This is a genomic window from Acinetobacter sp. YH12134, assembly GCF_013418555.1.
In the GTDB taxonomy this organism is placed as follows: Bacteria; Pseudomonadota; Gammaproteobacteria; order Pseudomonadales; family Moraxellaceae; genus Acinetobacter; species Acinetobacter indicus.
In genome coordinates, this window is sequence record NZ_VPBT01000003.1 from 170,832 (window position 1) to 187,930 (window position 17,099).

The following is a 17,099-nucleotide window of genomic DNA, read 5'->3' on the forward strand; positions in this document are numbered from 1 at the left end:
TACTCGATCATATAGTCGAATTGTACCATCTTCAATCAGCCACATTTCTAGCGATGTAGTTTTGAGCAATGATTTCAGTCGGGCAGTGTTTAGGTGGCGTAGATTATCCTGAATAACCTTGCTATTTATCAACTATTATCGTTCGCTTTCTACAAAAAAGAAAATCTTCTGCAGAAATTCAGCAATCCTATTCTACTAATGTCTGAGCATTAGGCTATACTTTAACGCATTCATGAACAATTTAACGGGTAAAACTGTGCCTATAGAATTTGTCGCAACGTCAAGACTACCAACCGCTTTTGGTGAATTTAAAATTACTGTATTTCAAGATCCGAAAACTGGCGAAGAGCATGTTGCACTGTCTAAAGGTCTGGAACAGGCCCCGACCGAACCGGTACTGGTTCGTGTCCATTCCGAGTGCTTAACCGGGGATGCCTTTGCTTCATTAAAATGTGATTGCGGCCCGCAATTACAGGCCACCCAGCGTCTGATTAATGAAGCCGGACAAGGGGTGATTTTATATTTGCGTCAGGAAGGACGCGGCATTGGCCTGACCAACAAGATTCGCGCCTATGCCCTACAAGATCAGGGACATGACACGGTAGATGCCAATTTAATGCTGAATCTGCCAGCCGATGCCCGTCAATATGATATGTGCAGCATTATGCTGGATCATCTGCAAGTCAAAGCGGTGCGGTTAATTACCAATAACCCGCTAAAGATTGAAGCGCTCCGTGAGCAAGGGATTAATGTGGTGGATCGCGTGCCGTTAACGGTGGGTTTAAACCCGTTTAATGAGCAGTATTTAAAGACCAAACATGAGCGTATGGCACATATGTACCAAAAAGATGACTTCTAAGTCATCTTTTTAGTTTTAAAACAATTCTTCTCAGATCTAAGGAATCCCATACCCGATATTGATTTAGATGACCGGCGACAGGGAGGTCGCCATTTTGCTGAGGGACAGGGACGTCCCTTCAGCAAAATAGAGGGGTTTTGCTTACTTTTGCCCCGTCAAAAGTAAGATCAATGCTTCCTGTATTCACCCATACTTATATGATGATATAACGAGTTAGATCAGGTGCCGATTCAGTGAAATTAAATCGTCATCGAGAAAATACGGGTACTCGGCACTTTACGTTTTAAACGCAAATCAAACGCCATACAGATATTACGTACAAACGGTTTGCCCTGCTCCGTAACCTGTAAATGATCCTCAAACAGCGTTAACAAGCCATCTTCCTGCATTTCTTCCAGCTGCTTGAGCACCTCAGGCAATTCCGGGAACTGCATCTCTGGCTCGGCCCATGAGGTCTGGAAGCTGCACATCAAATTCAGGATATGCCGGCGAATCATCAGGTCCTCAGCGGTCAATACATGCCCGCGAAATACCGGAATTTCATTCTGTTCCAGTCGCGCATAATAATCTTCCAGGGTCTTTTCATTTTGCGCAAAGCTGTACCAGCTATCACTGATCGAAGACAACCCCAAGCCAATCATCAGCTGGGTTTTGGAAGCAGTATAGCCCATAAAGTTACGGTGCAGACTGCCCTGCTGAAAAGCCTGATACATGGCATCGCTTTTCAGGGCAAAATGATCCATGCCAATTTCATGATAACCATGCGCCAGCAATTTCTTCTTGCCCTCTTCATACAGGGTACGTTTCAGTTCATCTTTTGGCACATCATCATCTTTAAAACCGCGCTGGCCATTGCCTTTAATCCACGGCACATGCGCATAGCTATAAAAAGCCAGACGGTCCGGATTTAACCGGGTAGTCTGCTGAATGGTATTTAAAACATCGTCCAGATTCTCAAAAGGCAAGCCAAAAACCAGATCATGCGAAATTGACGTGTAGCCAATATCACGCGCCCATTCAGTCACACGTTGCACATGCTTATAAGGCTGAATCCGGTGGATGGCTTTCTGGACCTTTTCATTATAGTCCTGCACGCCATAGCTGACCCGACGAAAGCCCAGATCATACAGCGCCTGCAAATGTTCGCGGGTGGTATTGTTCGGATGGCCTTCAAAACTGAATTCATGCTCGGGCGCGACTGTGGCTTTGGCCAGAATGCCCTGAATCAGCTGCTGTAAATGGGCTACAGAAAAGAAAGTCGGCGTGCCGCCACCCAAATGGATTTCTTTAATCATCGGCCGGTCTGGCAGTAACTGGCAATATAAATCCCACTCTTTCAGCACTGCCTGAATGTAGGGTTGCTCCACTTCATGGCGTTTGGTCACGCGCTTATGGCAACCGCAAAAGGTACATAAACTTTCGCAGAAGGGCAGATGGATATACAGGCTGATGCCTTCGCTGGCATTGGATTCAGCAAACGCGCGTTGCAGACTTTGCTGCCAGGCCTCGCGAGAAAAACTGGCCTCTTCCCAATACGGTACGGTCGGATAACTGGTATAGCGGGGTCCCGGAACATTGTATTTTTGTACGAGAGAACTGGCCGGTTTCAACATCTACATTGCTCCACTGCAATTGACCCTATGAGGTGGGCACAAGGCCCGTATTCACTATTGTGCGGAGCTTAAAACAGGAATTCAACCTAGCCTTTTGGTCGGGAATCGGGAAGCTCATGCTGTTGCCTCTTCACTTAGATCAGCCATGCGCAGCGCACAGCAGCCCTTCCCCTCTTAATTTTTTTACCAATCTGTGCTTTGATGTGCTTATTGTTTTTTATTCATGAGTGTCATCATGCAGCATCCTACCTCCGCTGATATTCAACGCGTACGTGAATTTCTTCTCGATTTACAGGCGCGCATCTGTGCCGCGTTAGAACAACAGGAACGGGCCGGCGGCGGTACGGCTGAATTTGTAATTGATGACTGGCAGCGCCCTGAAGGGGGCGGTGGCCGTTCCCGGGTCTTACAAAACGGCAGCGTGATTGAAAAAGGCGGGGTGATGTTCTCGCATATTAACATCTCCAAACTGCCTGCCTCGGCAACTGAACGTCATCCCGGTATTGCCGGTGCCAAAGCGCAGGCGATGGGTGTATCCCTGGTGATTCACCCGAAAAATCCAAATGTCCCGACCTCACATGCCAATGTGCGTTTATTTGTGGCCGAACCGGAAGGCCAGGACCCGATCTGGTGGTTTGGCGGCGGTTTTGACCTGACCCCGTTTTATCCGAATGATGAAGATGTCCTGTCCTGGCATCAGATTGCACATGATTTATGTGCACCCTTTGGCGAGCAAGTCTATGCCGAACACAAACAGTGGTGTGATGACTATTTCTATCTGAAACATCGCGATGAACAGCGCGGGGTCGGCGGTCTGTTCTTTGATGATTTAAACCAGTGGGATTTTGATACCTGCTTTGAGTATATTCAGGCGGTGGGCAATGGCTATCTGGAAGCGATTTTGCCGATTTTTAAACGCAATCAGGATAAACCTTATACCGAAGCGCAGCGTGAATTCCAGCTCTATCGTCGTGGCCGCTATGTGGAATATAACCTGGTTTATGACCGCGGTACCCTGTTTGGCCTGCAAACTGGCGGCCGAATTGAATCCATTCTGGTCAGCTTGCCCAACCTGGCCGGCTGGAGTTATCGCCCGGAATGGGATGCCGATTCCGCAGAGAAAAAACTCACCGACTATTATTTAAAGCCGCATGACTGGCTACGCGAACTACAATAAGTTTCTAAAAAGCTACCGCAAATACCGGTAGCTTTTTTCTTGCAACATACGCTTGCAAGTCGCATACGTTTAAATATATTTGCATACACTTTTTCGCCAACTCTTCACAAGACTTTCATTTAAAGCGAGTAGACTCTATAGTCTTGGTTTAATGCGTCTGGCGAAAGATGGAATTAAGCCAGTATCGATTTAAGGAACGCTCCCATGCTGCAAAATTTTATTGCTCAACACAAAGGCCTGCTGTTCTGGCTAATTCTCAGTCTTCTAGTCTGCTCTCTCAGTATTACCTTTATTTTCGAACATCCTTTAAGTGACAGCCTGTCGATTGTGGCCAGTGTTTTTGCCCTGATTGCTCTGGTTTTTACTTCGGTCTTACTGGTTTTAGATACCATCTTGGATATCTGTAATCCTTAAGTCATCACAGGTTTACAGATCAGACTGTTTTTCATCTTTTTATTTTTCTCTATTCAATTTTCTCTTCTTTTTTTACCTTATCCCTCTATTCCCTGCCCGACACCCGATTGTGTCGTTTTACTTATTGGATTTATTCCAATTGTTCATCATTTGCAGACTTTAGCCCCTGCCCGATTTGGCGTATATTGATGGGCATTTCAGCACATGGATCATGTGAAAATGCGCAAACAATTTGCCGTTGTGGGCAACCCGATTGAACAGTCCCGCTCTCCAGAACTGCATCATGCCTTTGCCGAAAAAACCGGGGTTGATCTGGTCTATCGCAAACGCCTGGCACCGCTGGATGGTTTTGAAGCCAATATTCGTGAATTCTTTGCCGAAGGTGGGGTGGGCATGAATGTCACCGTGCCGTTTAAAGAACAGGCCTTTGCCTTGTGTGATGTACTCAGCGAACGGGCCAAAACCGCCAAAGCTGTAAATACCTTGTGGATGCAAGATGGCCAGCTGCATGGGGACAATACCGATGGTCAAGGGCTGGTCGATGCCATTCGTGCGCTGAACTGGAATTTGGACAATACCGAAATTCTGATTATTGGTGCCGGCGGCGCCACCCGTGGCGTGATTTATCCGCTGGTTCAGGCCGGCGTCAAAAAAGTGGTGATTGCCAACCGTACTCTGGCGCGCGCCGAACAGCTGGTGGCTGATTTGCAGCAAGCCGTACCACAGGCCGAACTGTCCGCCATTGGTCTGGATGCACTAGCGGGCGAGTTTGACATTGTCATTAATGCGACATCGGCCAGCTTGAGTGGCGTTGCTTTAATTCTGCCGGACGCGCTGCAATTTCAACATGCCTATGAAATGGCCTATGGCAAGCCCTCCAGTTTTCTGGAACAGGCCAAGGCCCGTCAGATTCCAACCTCGGAAGGCTTTGGCATGCTGGTCGGACAGGCAATTGAATCGTTTTCAATCTGGAATGGGGTCAAACCCGATTTAAAAGATTTTCTTTAAAATCTGCGATTTTGCCCAGAAAAAGAACCGATCTTGCACGGTTCTTTTTTTATGCCTAGCCTTTGGGCTGCACAATTAACCCGTATTATGATTGGATTTAATGACACAAATATGGCAACCGATTTGCCCAGATTTAAACATCTTTGCCGCTATTAGGCTTTGGTCCTAGATCATGCTCACTTATGTTTTATTTTGTTATAATTTAAATAAATAGAATACAAAAAACAGTGGTGACAAGGGCAGGATTTTCTCCTAAATTAGAACTGATCCCACGTCTATAAGATTCTATTGATTCGCTTTTCTGACATTTTTAACTGAATTCAACATCAATGTATTTTGATGCGCAATGTGAATAATCAAACTATCCGATCAGATAATCCAAAACTATTTTTAAATCAGGATTAATGTTATGCCAGCATATAAAGCGCCTTTACACGACATTCGTTTCTTAATGAATGAAGTGTTTGACTATCCAGCACATTATCAAACTTTGTCTAACGGTGAAGCAGCAGATCCAGAAACAGTCGACATGATTCTCGAAGGGGCGGCTGATTTTTGTGAAAATGTCCTCTCTCCTTTGAACCAGACCGGCGATCAGGAAGGCTGTCATTTTGAAAATGGCGAAGTGAAAACGCCAAAAGGCTTTAAAGAGGCTTATGACCAGTTTGTGCAAAGCGGCTGGCAAGGTCTATCTTATCCTGAACAGTACGGCGGTCAAAACCTACCAATGTCGTTAAACCTGATTAAATCTGAAATGATGGGCACAGCCAACTGGTCATTCCAGATGTATCCGGGTTTAAGTGTGGGCTGTATCAACACCATTATCCAGTACGGTACAGACGAACAAAAAGATACCTATCTGCCGCATCTGGTGGCAGGCACCTGGTCAGGAACCATGTGTTTGACCGAGCCACAATGTGGTACTGACTTAGGTCAGGTGAAAACCAAAGCGGAACCGCAAGCCGATGGTACTTATGCCATTTCAGGCACCAAAATCTTTATTTCTGCCGGCGAACATGACCTGACCGAAAATATTGTCCATATTGTCTTGGCGCGTTTACCGGATGCTCCGGCCGGTACCAAAGGTATTTCCCTGTTTATCGTACCGAAATTCCTGCCATCTGCAGACGGTGGCGTGGGTGAGCGTAACCCGGTGACCTGTGGTTCAATTGAACACAAAATGGGGATTCGCGCGTCGGCAACCGCGGTGCTGAACTTTGACAATGCGGTGGGTTATTTAATTGGCGAACCAAACAAAGGCCTGCATGCCATGTTCACCTTTATGAATACTGCCCGTATTGGTACCGCGATTCAGGGGATCTGTCATGCGGAACTGGCCTTCCAGGGTGCTTTACCGTATGCCAAAGAACGGATGTCAATGCGTGCCCTGTCCGGTAAAAAAGATCCGGAAAAAGTGGCCGATGCCATTATTCACCATGCCGATGTGCGCCGTATGCTGCTGACGCAAAAAGCTATTGCTGAAGGTGGTCGTGCCATGATTTATCATGCCGCACAAATTGCCGACAAAATGACCGACGCACTGGAGCGTGGCGATACTGCTGCCTTTGAACAGCATGATGATCACCTCGGTTTCTATACTCCAATTCTAAAAGGCTTCCTGACTGAAATGGGCTATGAAGCAGCCAACCACGGCATGCAGGTTTATGGCGGTCATGGTTATATCAAAGAATGGGGCATGGAACAGATTGTACGTGACTCGCGTATCTCGACCCTATATGAAGGCACCACCGGTGTACAGGCGCTTGACCTGATTGGCCGTAAAGTACTGCTGACCTCAAAAGGTAAAGTGATTCGTGACTATACCGCAGAAATTCTGAAATTCTGTGGTCAGCATGCTCGCAATAAATACATGCGCCGTTTTGCCTGGGACTTAACCAAGCTATGCGCGCAGTGGAATGCCCTGACTGTACGCATTATGCTGGCGGCACGCAAAGACCGCGACATCGTATCAAGTGCCTCTGTCGACTTCCTGATGTTCTCGGGTTATGTGATGATGGCTTACTTCTGGGCACAGCAGGCGGCCGTTGCATCGGCCAAACTGGCATCAAATGATGGCGTAGAAACCCCAGAGTTCTACAAAGCGAAAATCAAAGTGGCAGATTTCTACTTTGAACGCTTATTGCCACGTACCCAAGGTCATGCCGAAGCGATGGTCAATCCATCTAAAACCATGACAGCATTAGCACCAGAACATTTTAGCTTCGACTACTAAGTCAAAGCCAAAAAAGAAAAGACCGCGCAAGCGGTCTTTTTTATGGATGCTGTAAAAACAGTGAATATCCTGATCAACAGTTTGAGCTGTTATAAAAACTCTTCCAGTACTGAATTTAAAAACACATGCCCCTGTTCGGTACAGGCTAGCCGGTTGGCATCTTCCACCAGCAACTTGCGCTGACGTAGTGAGGTTAATACCGGTGCCAAATCATCCAGATTTAAACCGGTACGTTCTGCATAAAGTTTCGCATCAACACCGGCATTCAGGCGCAGTGCATTCATCATAAACTCAAACGGCATCTCCTCAGCGGTAATCCGTTTGAACTGTCCATGCTCGGCCGGCACCTTGGCCAGATAATCTTTTGGCAGGCGGGTTTTCTGGAAACGGTATACCCCATCTGGTCGGGTGACTTTGCCATGCGCGCCGGCGCCAATCGCCAGATAATCGCCAAATTGCCAGTAATTCAAATTATGTGCCGAAGGTCGCTCTTTACGCCACGCCGACACTTCATAATTGATAAAACCATTGGCCTTTAAATAGGCCTCACCCTGTTCCTGAATCGCTTCCAGCACTTCATCGACCGGTAATACCGGCTGGGTGCGGAAAAACACGGTATTCGGTTCAATGGTCAGCTGATACCAGGAAATATGGGTTGCACCCTGCTCGACCGCCAGCTTTAAATCATTTAAAGCCTGTTCCAAAGTCTGCTCCGGCAAACCATGCATCAAATCAACGTTAATGCGCTGAAAGCCGGCCTCACGCGCCAAGTGAATCGCTGAAAGCGCATCGCTCTGACTATGAATCCGGCCCAGTTTTTTTAGATGATCGCTATTAAAACTTTGTACCCCAATTGACAGGCGGTTAATTCCCGCCGCCAGATAACCGGCAAAAGGATCATGTTCAATGGTGCCCGGATTGGCCTCTAAGGTAATTTCGCAATCGTCTTGAAACGGCAACAGCGCTTTAAGCTGTGTAAACAGCCATTGATAACCGACTGCTGAAATCAGCGATGGCGTCCCACCGCCAATAAACACACTGTGAATTTCACGGCCCTGGGCAAATTCCAGCTGCGTATTAAAATCGGCGACCAAAGCCTGTAAATATTGCTGCTCCAAATCCAGTGACAGTTTGCCATCCGGAACGGCATGCGAGTTAAAGTCACAATACGGACACTTGCGCACGCACCACGGCATGTGAATATAGAGGGACAAGGGCACAGACGCAGGATTCAATTCAGCCAAGGAACAAGCTCAAAAACAGCAAAGGAAGATGCATATTTTAACATGACTGCATCAGGACACCGATAAAATCTCACAGCGAATACCGCTACACTAGAAAAAATTACAGAAGAATTAGCGTGTTAGAATGATGAAAATATCTTCGCAATTACTGCTTTTAATGCCACTGGCCATGGGGATCGGGATTGCCATGACCCTGCAAACCGCCATCAATACCCAGCTACGCGAATATTTATATTCTCCTTTGCAGGCTGCCCTTTTCTCGTTTTTGGTTGGTACAATAGTGCTGGCTATTTTGGTGTTTTTTCAACAGGTTCCCAAACCCAATCTGCACGAGATCGTCCATTTGCCCTGGTATATGTGGCTGGGCGGCGTGTTAGGGGTCTATGCCATCAGTTTAAGTATTTATGCAGCACCGAAACTCGGCTATCTCACCCTGACCGGTTTAATCCTGTTTGGCCAGATTGCCATGTCGATGCTGGTCGATCATTTTGGTGTCCTGGGCACAGAAAAAGCACCCATCAACTGGCAACGTCTTCTGGGTGGCGTGGTGATTTTTATAGGTGTGCTTCTCACTTTACAACGCTAATCGCTCTGTTCTAAGCACATGATGAATATGGGTAATAACTGTGGCTACGCTTGGCAGCACACGTTTTGAATTAAAACAACTGTTCCGTTTAATGATTCCGATTCTGGTGACGCAATTTGCCCAGGCCGGTCTGGGGCTAATTGATACCATTATGGCCGGTCAGTTTTCACCGACCGATTTAGCCGCAATTGCAGTCGGTGTGGGGCTGTGGCTTCCGGTGATGCTGCTGTTTAGCGGCATCATGATTGCCACCACGCCGCTGGTGGCCGAGGCCAATGGTGCGCGTACACCGGAAAAAATTGCCACCATTGCCCGGCAATCGTTATGGGTGGCGTTTATTTTGGGCTGGATTGCCTGCCTGATTTTACAGCTGGCACCGCTGTTATTGCCGCTGCTTGGAGTACCAGAAAGCCTGCAACCGAAAGCTGGACTGTTTCTGCATGCCATTGGGTTTGGTATGCCGGCGGTGACCATGTATGCTGCGCTACGTGGCTATTCCGAGGCGCTGGGTTATCCACGGCCGGTGACGGTTATCAGTCTGCTAGCGCTGGTGGTACTGGTGCCACTGAACCTGATCTTTATGTATGGTTTAGGGCCGCTGCCTGAACTGGGCAGTGCCGGCTGCGGCTTTGCCACGGCCATTTTACAGTGGCTGATGTTTATTACCCTGGCGCTGTACATTTCCAAAAGCAGCGCCTACCAAAGCACCCAGATTTTCACCCGCTGGGAACCCATCGACCGTTACTGGATGAAACGGATTTTAATGCTCGGCCTGCCGATTGGTTTGGCAATTTTCTTTGAAGTCAGTATTTTCAGTACCGCAGCCATCGTGATTAGCCCCTTAGGGGAAACGCTGGTAGCAGCACACCAGATTGCCATGTCGGTGACCTCACAGCTGTTTATGATTCCGATGTCTCTAGCCATTGCACTGACCATCCGCATTGGCACCTATTATGGTGAAAAAAACTGGGCTGCCATGCGCCGCGTGCAGTATTTGGGGCTGATTACCGCAACCCTGCTGGCCTTTATGACCATGAGTTTTATGTGGCTGTTCCGGCCGGAAATTATTTCAATTTATACCTCGGATGTCGATGTGGCACAGGTGGCGATGTATCTGCTGCTGTTTGCAATTGCCTACCAGCTAATGGATGCCTGGCAAATTAGTGCAGCCGGCTGTTTGCGCGGTATGCAGGACACCAAAGGCCCAATGTGGATTACCATGCTGGCCTACTGGGTCATTGCCTTTCCGGTCGGGGTATACTTTTCCCGCTTTGGCAGCATGGGCGCCGCCGGGGTCTGGGTCGGCCTGATTGTCGGCTTGAGCGTGGCCTGTGTACTGTTGCTGATCCGGTTGTATATGAACAACCAGCGCCTGAGTCAAAGCAGCTAAGCGATTCGCCTTTCATCATCTTTAGCCGGCCATTACCGCCGGCTTTTTGATGTGCAACATGTAGTGAATTTGCTTATTAACAATTTAAAGTAGGCTTTTCACCCAACTGCCGGTATGCTCAAGGCAGATAGTCAAGATGATCTTAAGGAACCTCGCATGGCAAAAACGGCTAGTACACCGGGTCGTCGCTTTATGAAACTGGCCAGTATGACCGCCAGTATCGCCACCAAAACCGTTTCCAATTCAATTAAAAACTTTTCTGCCGATGACGAGCAGAAGAATGCCGCACGCAGCAAACTATTTCAGGATATTGGCATCCAGATTGCTGATACCTTGGGAGAAATGAAAGGTGCGGTCATGAAAGTGGGGCAAATTGCCTCGCAATATAAAGATATTTTCCCACCGGAAGTGGCACGGGCCATCAGCAAATTACAACGTCAGGCACCGCCGATGCCTTTTGCCGAAATTCAGGCACAAATCGAAAAAGAACTGGGCAAGCCCCTCGCACAGATTTTCCAACATTTTGATGAAACCCCATTTGCCGCCGCGTCCATTGGCCAGGTACATAAGGCAATTTTGCCGACGGGTGAACAGGTGGTAGTGAAAATCCAGTATCCGGGTGTCGATGAAGCCTGTGAAAGTGACCTGAAACAGGTGCGTCTGGCCTTGCGTTTAATGGGTGTGTTAAAAATTGACCGCAAATTGCAGGACAAACTGTTCCAGGAAATTCAGGACAGTCTGGACAATGAGCTGAACTACCAGATTGAAGCACAAAACCTGGAAGTGGCGCGTACCTTCCATCAGGCGCTGGACAGTAAAATTATTATTCCGCAGGTCTTTAAGGACTATTCGACCCGGCATATTTTAACGTTAAGTCTGGAACAGGGTGACAGTATTGAAACTGCCAGCCAGTGGCCACTGGCGACCCGGAATGAACTGGGACGCCGGCTGTTTCGCGCTATTGGTCAGGAAATTTTCTATCTCAAGCGTTTCCACTGTGACCCGCATCCGGGTAACTTTGCCTTCCGTGAAGATGGCAGCGTGATTATTTATGATTACGGCGGTGTGAAGACCTTGTCCAATGACATTGTGCAGCATTTTAAAGCGCAGATTCAGGCCGGCCGTGCCCAGAATATTGCCTTAATGGAACAGGAACTGACTGCCCTGCACTCCCTGTCCGAGCAAGGCAAATTCCCGCCAGAACTGTATCAGGCCTGGCTGGAAGTGCTGATGCGCCCTTTGACCACCGATTATGATTTTGCCGAAAACTCGGCCCATCATGATGGTATGGAACTGATGAAACCCTCGTTAAAATATTGGGATGTATTCAAGCCATCACCCGATACCTTAATGGTCAACCGTACGGTATCGGGTCATTACTGGAATCTGATTCATTTAAAAGTGCATGACAATTTAAATGATCTGTTTGAAGAACTGGTTCCACCACACGCTTAAACCATATATTAAAAACCACGCTGAGCCCGAATGACCCATTCGGGCTGACTTTACTTTTTATTTGTTATGTTATAACATTACAATATTCAGCAAACATGAGGAATTGTTATGCGTCCAGAGATCCATCCCGAATATCAGGAAGTGCTGTTTCACGACACCAATGCCGATGCCTATTTTATTATTGGCAGCACCCTGAAGCCGCAGCAGACCAAGGAATATCAGGGCAAAATCTATCCCTATATGACTTTAGATATTTCCAGTGCTTCGCATCCGTTTTATACCGGTGAGCAACGTCAGGCCAGCAATGAAGGCCGTGTCGCCAGCTTCAATAAACGCTTTGCCCGTTTTAAACGCAGCAAGGACTAAGCCGCGCAGTAGAAAAAAATTGGCATACACATCCTTTATGAAGTCTAGACCTTTATCTCCAGCTAGGCTTCATTTTTTTATTTTATGCAGTTGATTTTCCTGTTTTTTATTGCGTATTTAATAGCACCTGAAACAGATAAAAACCCACCGCCAGACAGAGCACACCCAAAATCACACTTGAGATCACATACATTAACGCCACGCTGGTGTGTCCCTGTTTCAGCAATTGAAAGGTTTCCAGCCCAAAACTGGAAAAGGTGGTAAAGCCGCCTAAAATACCCACCATTAGAAACAGTCGAAGCTCCTGTTGTAGTACCGGGAACTTTTGGCTGAAGGCAAAGAATATTCCGGCAGCAAAACAGCCGAACAGATTCACCGACCAGGTCGGCCAGGGAAATAACACACCGGGCTTAAATAGCCACAGACTCAGGCCATAGCGTAGACTTGCCCCGATTGCTCCACCCAATGCCACCCAAAGCCAATTCATGTCGTGTTGATTCCCATGTGTATAACTGCCATTTTATCCACAAGTTGGGCCAAAGCGCAGATTTTTTCATCTAATGGGTGCAAAAATTGAGGCCGAAATAGGCTAAACCCCTGCGAAAAAACATGCTATTGTCGCAGGGCTTTTACCAATTTTTTCTATGGACTGAGAACATGATGGCTCAAGATTTATTGGCCCAGCTGCATGCAGGCAAAGCGAACTTTGCCGATGTGATTGCCTATATTGATGCACGTTATACCCACACGCCAACTGCGTTTAGCAATGGCCAGCAACACAATGCCGCCACCGAAAACCAGGGCAGCGCCAAAGTACTGAGTTTTGCCAAATTAAATGGCTTAGACCACGCGCAAACCTTAAGCCTGTTTGCTGAACACTATGCGGCGGTACTGGCTACGCCTGAAGCCACCGATCACCAGAATATCCGCCAGTTTATGCAGCAAGGTTGGGCTGGTGTACAGTTTGAAGGCGAAGCGCTGACGGCCAAATAAGCCTTTAAAACGAAAAACCTCTAAAACAGAGGTTTTTTTATGTCTGATGTTCAGGTCTTAAGCCACGCGCACCCGGCATTTCCATTCTGCCAAGGGAAGCGGTTCTCCCGCCCTGGCCTGTTTTAAATGAATCAGTCCTTCACCGACCTGAACCGCACGAAAACGGAAAGTTTTTTCTCCAGCCGCATTTAACTGCGCGGAGTCATGCTGAGTATTTTCTGCATCCGCCTGTAGATACAAGGTTTCCAGCTTAAAGATGGACGGATGTTGCATCACCGACCAGTGATAGCCGGTGGCTGGATTTTCTGCCAGACGCAATTCCAGAGTTTCCCCGATCTTTAAATTTAACAGTGCCGGACATTGCTGATCGGCATGATAAACATGAGTACCATCGACCGGGGTACTGACACTGCCACAACCGCTGAGGGTCAACAGCCCCAGCCAGCTACAGAGAATGAGCGTCTTGGTATGATTCATCAACATTCCCCTGCGCTACATTTTACCGGTCAGGCCACATTAACTGCGTTTTACTTTTTCAATCCACTGGATTGAACTGACCCGGAACACTTCACAGGCACCATCACCGGTATCGGTCGGGGTGAGTGACGACGTCCAGACCATATCTTTATCTTTAACTTCCACCAGTTCCCCGCTTAAACGTACCAGATCACCACGTTTGACCTGCTTGATCTGTTTGGCAATTTTTGGATTAGCCGGAATGATGTGCATATTCGAGACCATCTGCATAGCCTGCTCTGCCGGCACCGGCAAACGATCCATCTTCCAGTTTAAATAGCGGTCGTACTGATTTACCGTAATATGCCGGGCAATTTCCGGCTCGGCAAACAGACCCCAGCTCACGGCATAATCAATCGGAGAAAACTTGGCCTGTTCATCATCGGTATAGGTTTTTGAACCTAAAATCCGGAAATCACCACGAAAGGACTGCAAGACCGAAATCGACTGATCGGCAGATGCCGGCGCTAACCCTTTGGCAATATTATAGTCGACCGATGCCATGGCACTGGTCTGTAACAGGGCGGCCGTCATAAGCGAAATAAGTCCAAAGCGCAGCTTCATGAGATTCTCAGATCCTTCAGTCAGAACAGATATATGTTTGATGTTAATCGATGTTGATCAGCAGAAAATAAAGAAATGGTAAGAAAATGGTTACCTTTGGTCTCATTTTTGTCTTTGCCGGCGCAGCTCAGTTAAAATAAACATAGATTAAATAAAAATATTTGATTTCAATGCTTTATAAATTCTATCAACAGCATATTTTCCCATACCTGCTAATTCCCATACCTGCTAAATCAGGTGATGCAGACGCCGAGCCTGATGGATTTACGCCGTGAATTGCTGCTGCCAATTGAGGGTGAGGTACTGGAGATTGGCTTTGGCACCGGACTGAATTTACCCTTTTACCAAAATGTCGATGTGGTCTATGCGTTAGAGCCAAACCTAGAGATTTTCCAGCTGGCCGAAACACGAATTCGTGACAGTGCCATTCTGGTGGAGCATCTGGCTGGCAAAGCTGAGCAGCTGGATTTTGCCGATAATCGTCTGGAGCATGTGGTATCAACCTGGACCTTATGCAGCGTGCAACAGATTGAACAGTGTCTGGCCGAAATTTATCGGGTACTGAAACCGGGTGGTTGCCTGCATCTGGTCGAGCATGTGCTGCATCCTGAAAATTTATATATTCAACGCTTGCAGCATCTACTCACGCCGCTACAAAAACGGCTGGCGGATGGCTGTCATCTCAACCGCGATCTGGCGCTGCTGTTACAGCAGGCCGGTTTTGAACAAAACTAAGAGCGCATTCTCGCTCTTTTAAGGGGGAGTTAGCTCTTTTTTAATGACATGGACTTTTTAGCATTTTTTTCTGACGTTGGTATTCTTTGTTCTTCAATGTATTTTTTCACTACATCCAAACTTGCGCCACCACAGGATACAGCGCAGTAACTAGGCGACCAAAAGTGATTGCCCCATAGTTTTTCCTTAACTTCATCCCAAAATGAACGCCTTAAAACATAAGAACTTTTCCCTTTCAGTTTTCCAACTAGGTTGGAAACTGAGTGCTTTGGATGAACACTTACAAGCAGGTGGATGTGATCATCTTCACCATTAAACTCAATAAGCTCACAATCCATTTGCAAACAGGTTTCTTCCATAATCTCTTTTAGGGAGGAAAGCATGTCTTTTGTTAATACATCTCTTCTGTATTTCGTAACAAATACTAAATGAACAATGTTTTTATAAATGCATGATCTACCTGTTCTCCACTCGTACATCTTATCCTCATACTAGATTTACTTTAACCTTATTTTAAGCTAAAATAACCTCAACACCTAGAGGTTTTTCAATTGCTAACAGGCATCCAATTAAGAGCATACCCAACACAACATCAAAAGCTGATTTTAAGTCAGTGGATGGGTTGTGCTCGTTTCGTTTGGAATGCCAAATGCGATGAGGATAAATACTTTCGAGGATTTGCCCGTAAGTTTGCAACTTTTGATCACTATTATGAAACCCAAGATCAAAAATACGCTCACTTTAAATCAGATGAGATTAGTTCATGGCTTGCAAACTGCCCTAGTACAATACAAAAGAACTCAACCGTTAATTGGTACAACACACTCAAAAAATCTATTAAAGGTTTATGTGGGCGACCAAAACGTAAAAAGAAGACAGATAAAGGTTCGATTCATTTAACCTCTGATTTATTCGAGTTTCGCACGGAAAGAAATAAGCGCAAGCTATATATCGGTGGTAAAAAATTTAATATAGGCTCATTAAGTTTTAAGGCTCATGCTAACTTCAAAGAACCGAAATCCCTTTATATTCGCAAAGAGCGTGGTCAATATTTCGTTTCTTTCTGCTATGAAGATGGTGTTGAGATTCAAGAGTTTGACGGTAAGAAATTCGATGCTAAAAAATACGCCAAAAGACAGTTAGATCATTTGCAGGGCATGGACGAAGAACAACTACAAAAAATAGTGGTTGGTATAGATCGTGGTGTCACCATTCCTGTTCATGCAGGCTATGAAGAATTCGATTTCTCTAAAGAACAAAAGAATCATTTAACAAAAGCAGATCGCTACATTAAGCGACTGCAAAGAAAACTCGCTCGACAAGTAAAAGGCTCAAACCGAAGAGCTAAGACTAAACATCGAATTGCGGTGCATCACTCTAAGAAAGCCAATATTCGCAAGGACTTTGCTCATAAGACAAGTCATAGCCTAGTTAATGGTTTAGCTAAGGTATTTATCTTTGAAAAATTAAATACCAAGAGCATGACTAAAAAGCCTTTACCAAAGATCGATGAATCAGGTCGATTTATTCCTAATAAGGCTAAAGCTAAAGCAGGGTTAAACAAATCTATTCTGAACGTGGGTTGGCATAGAATTGCATCATTCCTAGCTTACAAAGCAGTTAAGCTAGGTAAAGCGGTATTTACCATCAATGCTTCTTATACAAGTCAAGAGTGCGCTTTATGCGGTCACACTCACCCCGACAATCGCAAAAGCCAAGACAAGTTTAAATGCGTGAGTTGTGGACACATTGACAATGCAGATCACAATGCATCAGTTGTTATTAAGAACAGGGCGATTAATTTAATTTTAGACAGTGGAACGCTGTTGGATGACAATCATTTGTCATCTAGTGGGCGCAGAGGTATTCGTAAGACGACTAAGGGTGTTAAAGCCCTTTTTCGCAGTACCAATGAAGCGTCAAAAGAGATGTGTGCAACTTAGGTT

General features: G+C 46.4%; 17 protein-coding genes and 1 pseudogene. 12 read left to right on the forward strand and 6 right to left on the reverse strand.

Features of this window, described 5'->3' with window-relative positions:
• Nucleotides 1-256: 256 nt before the first annotated feature.
• Entirely contained in the window at nucleotides 257-859 is a 603-nt protein-coding gene (gene ribA, locus FTU69_RS03775) for a GTP cyclohydrolase II (protein ID WP_034598236.1), read from the forward strand.
• Nucleotides 860-1,098: 239 nt separating this feature from the next.
• Here ribA and hemN read toward each other — a convergent pair whose 3' ends face one another.
• Nucleotides 1,099-2,472, reverse strand: coding sequence for an oxygen-independent coproporphyrinogen III oxidase (gene hemN / locus FTU69_RS03780; protein WP_180103509.1), 1,374 nt, complete (start codon nucleotides 2,470-2,472; stop codon nucleotides 1,099-1,101).
• A gap of 235 nt (nucleotides 2,473-2,707) precedes the next feature.
• On the opposite strand from hemN, the gene hemF reads away from it, so the two are divergent.
• The 4 genes from hemF (at nucleotide 2,708) to FTU69_RS03800 (ending at nucleotide 7,304) form a co-directional block, all read left to right on the forward strand.
• Nucleotides 2,708-3,649 carry an oxygen-dependent coproporphyrinogen oxidase gene (gene hemF, locus FTU69_RS03785; RefSeq protein WP_005180340.1) on the forward strand — a complete coding sequence of 314 codons (942 nt, stop codon included), beginning with the start codon at nucleotides 2,708-2,710 and terminating at the stop codon, nucleotides 3,647-3,649.
• A 204-nt stretch (nucleotides 3,650-3,853) separates the two neighbouring features.
• The gene (locus tag FTU69_RS03790) at nucleotides 3,854-4,063 is read left to right on the forward strand and encodes a hypothetical protein (protein WP_016658513.1); all 210 of its coding nucleotides are present in this window, start codon (nucleotides 3,854-3,856) and stop codon (nucleotides 4,061-4,063) included.
• Nucleotides 4,064-4,282: 219 nt separating this feature from the next.
• Nucleotides 4,283-5,071: a shikimate dehydrogenase gene (gene aroE / locus FTU69_RS03795; RefSeq protein ID WP_180103510.1), complete on the forward strand. Its 789-nt coding sequence runs from the start codon at nucleotides 4,283-4,285 to the stop codon at nucleotides 5,069-5,071.
• Between the two features lie 409 nt (nucleotides 5,072-5,480).
• Nucleotides 5,481-7,304: an acyl-CoA dehydrogenase C-terminal domain-containing protein gene (locus FTU69_RS03800; RefSeq protein WP_163141093.1), complete on the forward strand. Its 1,824-nt coding sequence runs from the start codon at nucleotides 5,481-5,483 to the stop codon at nucleotides 7,302-7,304.
• Between the two features lie 89 nt (nucleotides 7,305-7,393).
• Here the strand turns inward: FTU69_RS03800 and hemW are convergent, their stop codons facing one another.
• Entirely contained in the window at nucleotides 7,394-8,548 is a 1,155-nt protein-coding gene (gene hemW, locus FTU69_RS03805; protein WP_180087782.1) for a radical SAM family heme chaperone HemW, read from the reverse strand.
• A 127-nt stretch (nucleotides 8,549-8,675) separates the two neighbouring features.
• Between hemW and FTU69_RS03810 the strand changes: the two genes are divergently transcribed.
• The 4 genes from FTU69_RS03810 to FTU69_RS03825 all read left to right on the forward strand — a co-directional run bounded on the left by FTU69_RS03810 (nucleotide 8,676) and on the right by FTU69_RS03825 (nucleotide 12,345).
• Nucleotides 8,676-9,134 carry a DMT family transporter gene (locus FTU69_RS03810; protein ID WP_016658510.1) on the forward strand — a complete coding sequence of 153 codons (459 nt, stop codon included), beginning with the start codon at nucleotides 8,676-8,678 and terminating at the stop codon, nucleotides 9,132-9,134.
• Between the two features lie 91 nt (nucleotides 9,135-9,225).
• Complete coding sequence (locus FTU69_RS03815) at nucleotides 9,226-10,524, forward strand: MATE family efflux transporter (protein ID WP_075168245.1); 1,299 nt, start codon at nucleotides 9,226-9,228, stop codon at nucleotides 10,522-10,524.
• A 156-nt stretch (nucleotides 10,525-10,680) separates the two neighbouring features.
• Complete coding sequence (locus FTU69_RS03820; protein ID WP_180103511.1) at nucleotides 10,681-11,979, forward strand: AarF/ABC1/UbiB kinase family protein; 1,299 nt, start codon at nucleotides 10,681-10,683, stop codon at nucleotides 11,977-11,979.
• Between the two features lie 108 nt (nucleotides 11,980-12,087).
• The gene (locus FTU69_RS03825; protein WP_016658507.1) at nucleotides 12,088-12,345 is read left to right on the forward strand and encodes a type B 50S ribosomal protein L31; all 258 of its coding nucleotides are present in this window, start codon (nucleotides 12,088-12,090) and stop codon (nucleotides 12,343-12,345) included.
• A 106-nt stretch (nucleotides 12,346-12,451) separates the two neighbouring features.
• Here the strand turns inward: FTU69_RS03825 and crcB are convergent, their stop codons facing one another.
• Nucleotides 12,452-12,832: a fluoride efflux transporter CrcB gene (gene crcB, locus FTU69_RS03830; protein ID WP_180087783.1), complete on the reverse strand. Its 381-nt coding sequence runs from the start codon at nucleotides 12,830-12,832 to the stop codon at nucleotides 12,452-12,454.
• A 173-nt stretch (nucleotides 12,833-13,005) separates the two neighbouring features.
• Here crcB and FTU69_RS03835 point away from each other — a divergent pair, with 173 nt between their 5' ends.
• Nucleotides 13,006-13,338, forward strand: coding sequence for a HopJ type III effector protein (locus FTU69_RS03835; protein WP_035363454.1), 333 nt, complete (start codon nucleotides 13,006-13,008; stop codon nucleotides 13,336-13,338).
• Nucleotides 13,339-13,395: 57 nt separating this feature from the next.
• On the opposite strand, the gene FTU69_RS03840 is transcribed toward FTU69_RS03835, so the two are convergent.
• Nucleotides 13,396-13,815, reverse strand: coding sequence for a protease inhibitor I42 family protein (locus FTU69_RS03840; RefSeq protein WP_257223586.1), 420 nt, complete (start codon nucleotides 13,813-13,815; stop codon nucleotides 13,396-13,398).
• A 39-nt stretch (nucleotides 13,816-13,854) separates the two neighbouring features.
• Nucleotides 13,855-14,388, reverse strand: a complete 534-nt coding sequence (locus tag FTU69_RS03845) for a hypothetical protein (protein WP_373366849.1) — start codon at nucleotides 14,386-14,388, stop codon at nucleotides 13,855-13,857.
• A gap of 200 nt (nucleotides 14,389-14,588) precedes the next feature.
• Between FTU69_RS03845 and FTU69_RS03850 the strand changes: the two are divergent.
• Nucleotides 14,589-15,144, forward strand: a pseudogene (locus FTU69_RS03850) (class I SAM-dependent methyltransferase); the annotation flags it as partial.
• Nucleotides 15,145-15,182: 38 nt separating this feature from the next.
• Here FTU69_RS03850 and tnpA read toward each other — a convergent pair.
• Nucleotides 15,183-15,632 carry an IS200/IS605 family transposase gene (tnpA, locus tag FTU69_RS03855; protein ID WP_016659780.1) on the reverse strand — a complete coding sequence of 150 codons (450 nt, stop codon included), beginning with the start codon at nucleotides 15,630-15,632 and terminating at the stop codon, nucleotides 15,183-15,185.
• A gap of 72 nt (nucleotides 15,633-15,704) precedes the next feature.
• On the opposite strand from tnpA, the gene FTU69_RS03860 reads away from it, so the two are divergent.
• Nucleotides 15,705-17,096, forward strand: a complete 1,392-nt coding sequence (locus FTU69_RS03860; protein WP_160242768.1) for an RNA-guided endonuclease TnpB family protein — start codon at nucleotides 15,705-15,707, stop codon at nucleotides 17,094-17,096.
• The last annotated feature ends 3 nt before the right edge of the window (nucleotides 17,097-17,099 follow it).

Coding starts and splice junctions, on each gene's coding strand:
- hemN (WP_180103509.1), bottom strand. CDS start 2,472: ATGTTGAAACCGGCCAGTTCTCTCGTACAAAAATACAATGTTCCGGGA.
- hemF (WP_005180340.1), top strand. CDS start 2,708: ATGCAGCATCCTACCTCCGCTGATATTCAACGCGTACGTGAATTTCTT.
- FTU69_RS03790 (WP_016658513.1), top strand. CDS start 3,854: ATGCTGCAAAATTTTATTGCTCAACACAAAGGCCTGCTGTTCTGGCTA.
- aroE (WP_180103510.1), top strand. CDS start 4,283: ATGCGCAAACAATTTGCCGTTGTGGGCAACCCGATTGAACAGTCCCGC.
- FTU69_RS03800 (WP_163141093.1), top strand. CDS start 5,481: ATGCCAGCATATAAAGCGCCTTTACACGACATTCGTTTCTTAATGAAT.
- FTU69_RS03810 (WP_016658510.1), top strand. CDS start 8,676: ATGAAAATATCTTCGCAATTACTGCTTTTAATGCCACTGGCCATGGGG.
- FTU69_RS03815 (WP_075168245.1), top strand. CDS start 9,226: ATGATTCCGATTCTGGTGACGCAATTTGCCCAGGCCGGTCTGGGGCTA.
- FTU69_RS03820 (WP_180103511.1), top strand. CDS start 10,681: ATGGCAAAAACGGCTAGTACACCGGGTCGTCGCTTTATGAAACTGGCC.
- FTU69_RS03825 (WP_016658507.1), top strand. CDS start 12,088: ATGCGTCCAGAGATCCATCCCGAATATCAGGAAGTGCTGTTTCACGAC.
- crcB (WP_180087783.1), bottom strand. CDS start 12,832: ATGAATTGGCTTTGGGTGGCATTGGGTGGAGCAATCGGGGCAAGTCTA.
- FTU69_RS03835 (WP_035363454.1), top strand. CDS start 13,006: ATGGCTCAAGATTTATTGGCCCAGCTGCATGCAGGCAAAGCGAACTTT.
- FTU69_RS03840 (WP_257223586.1), bottom strand. CDS start 13,815: ATGAATCATACCAAGACGCTCATTCTCTGTAGCTGGCTGGGGCTGTTG.
- FTU69_RS03845 (WP_373366849.1), bottom strand. CDS start 14,388: ATGACGGCCGCCCTGTTACAGACCAGTGCCATGGCATCGGTCGACTAT.
- tnpA (WP_016659780.1), bottom strand. CDS start 15,632: ATGTACGAGTGGAGAACAGGTAGATCATGCATTTATAAAAACATTGTT.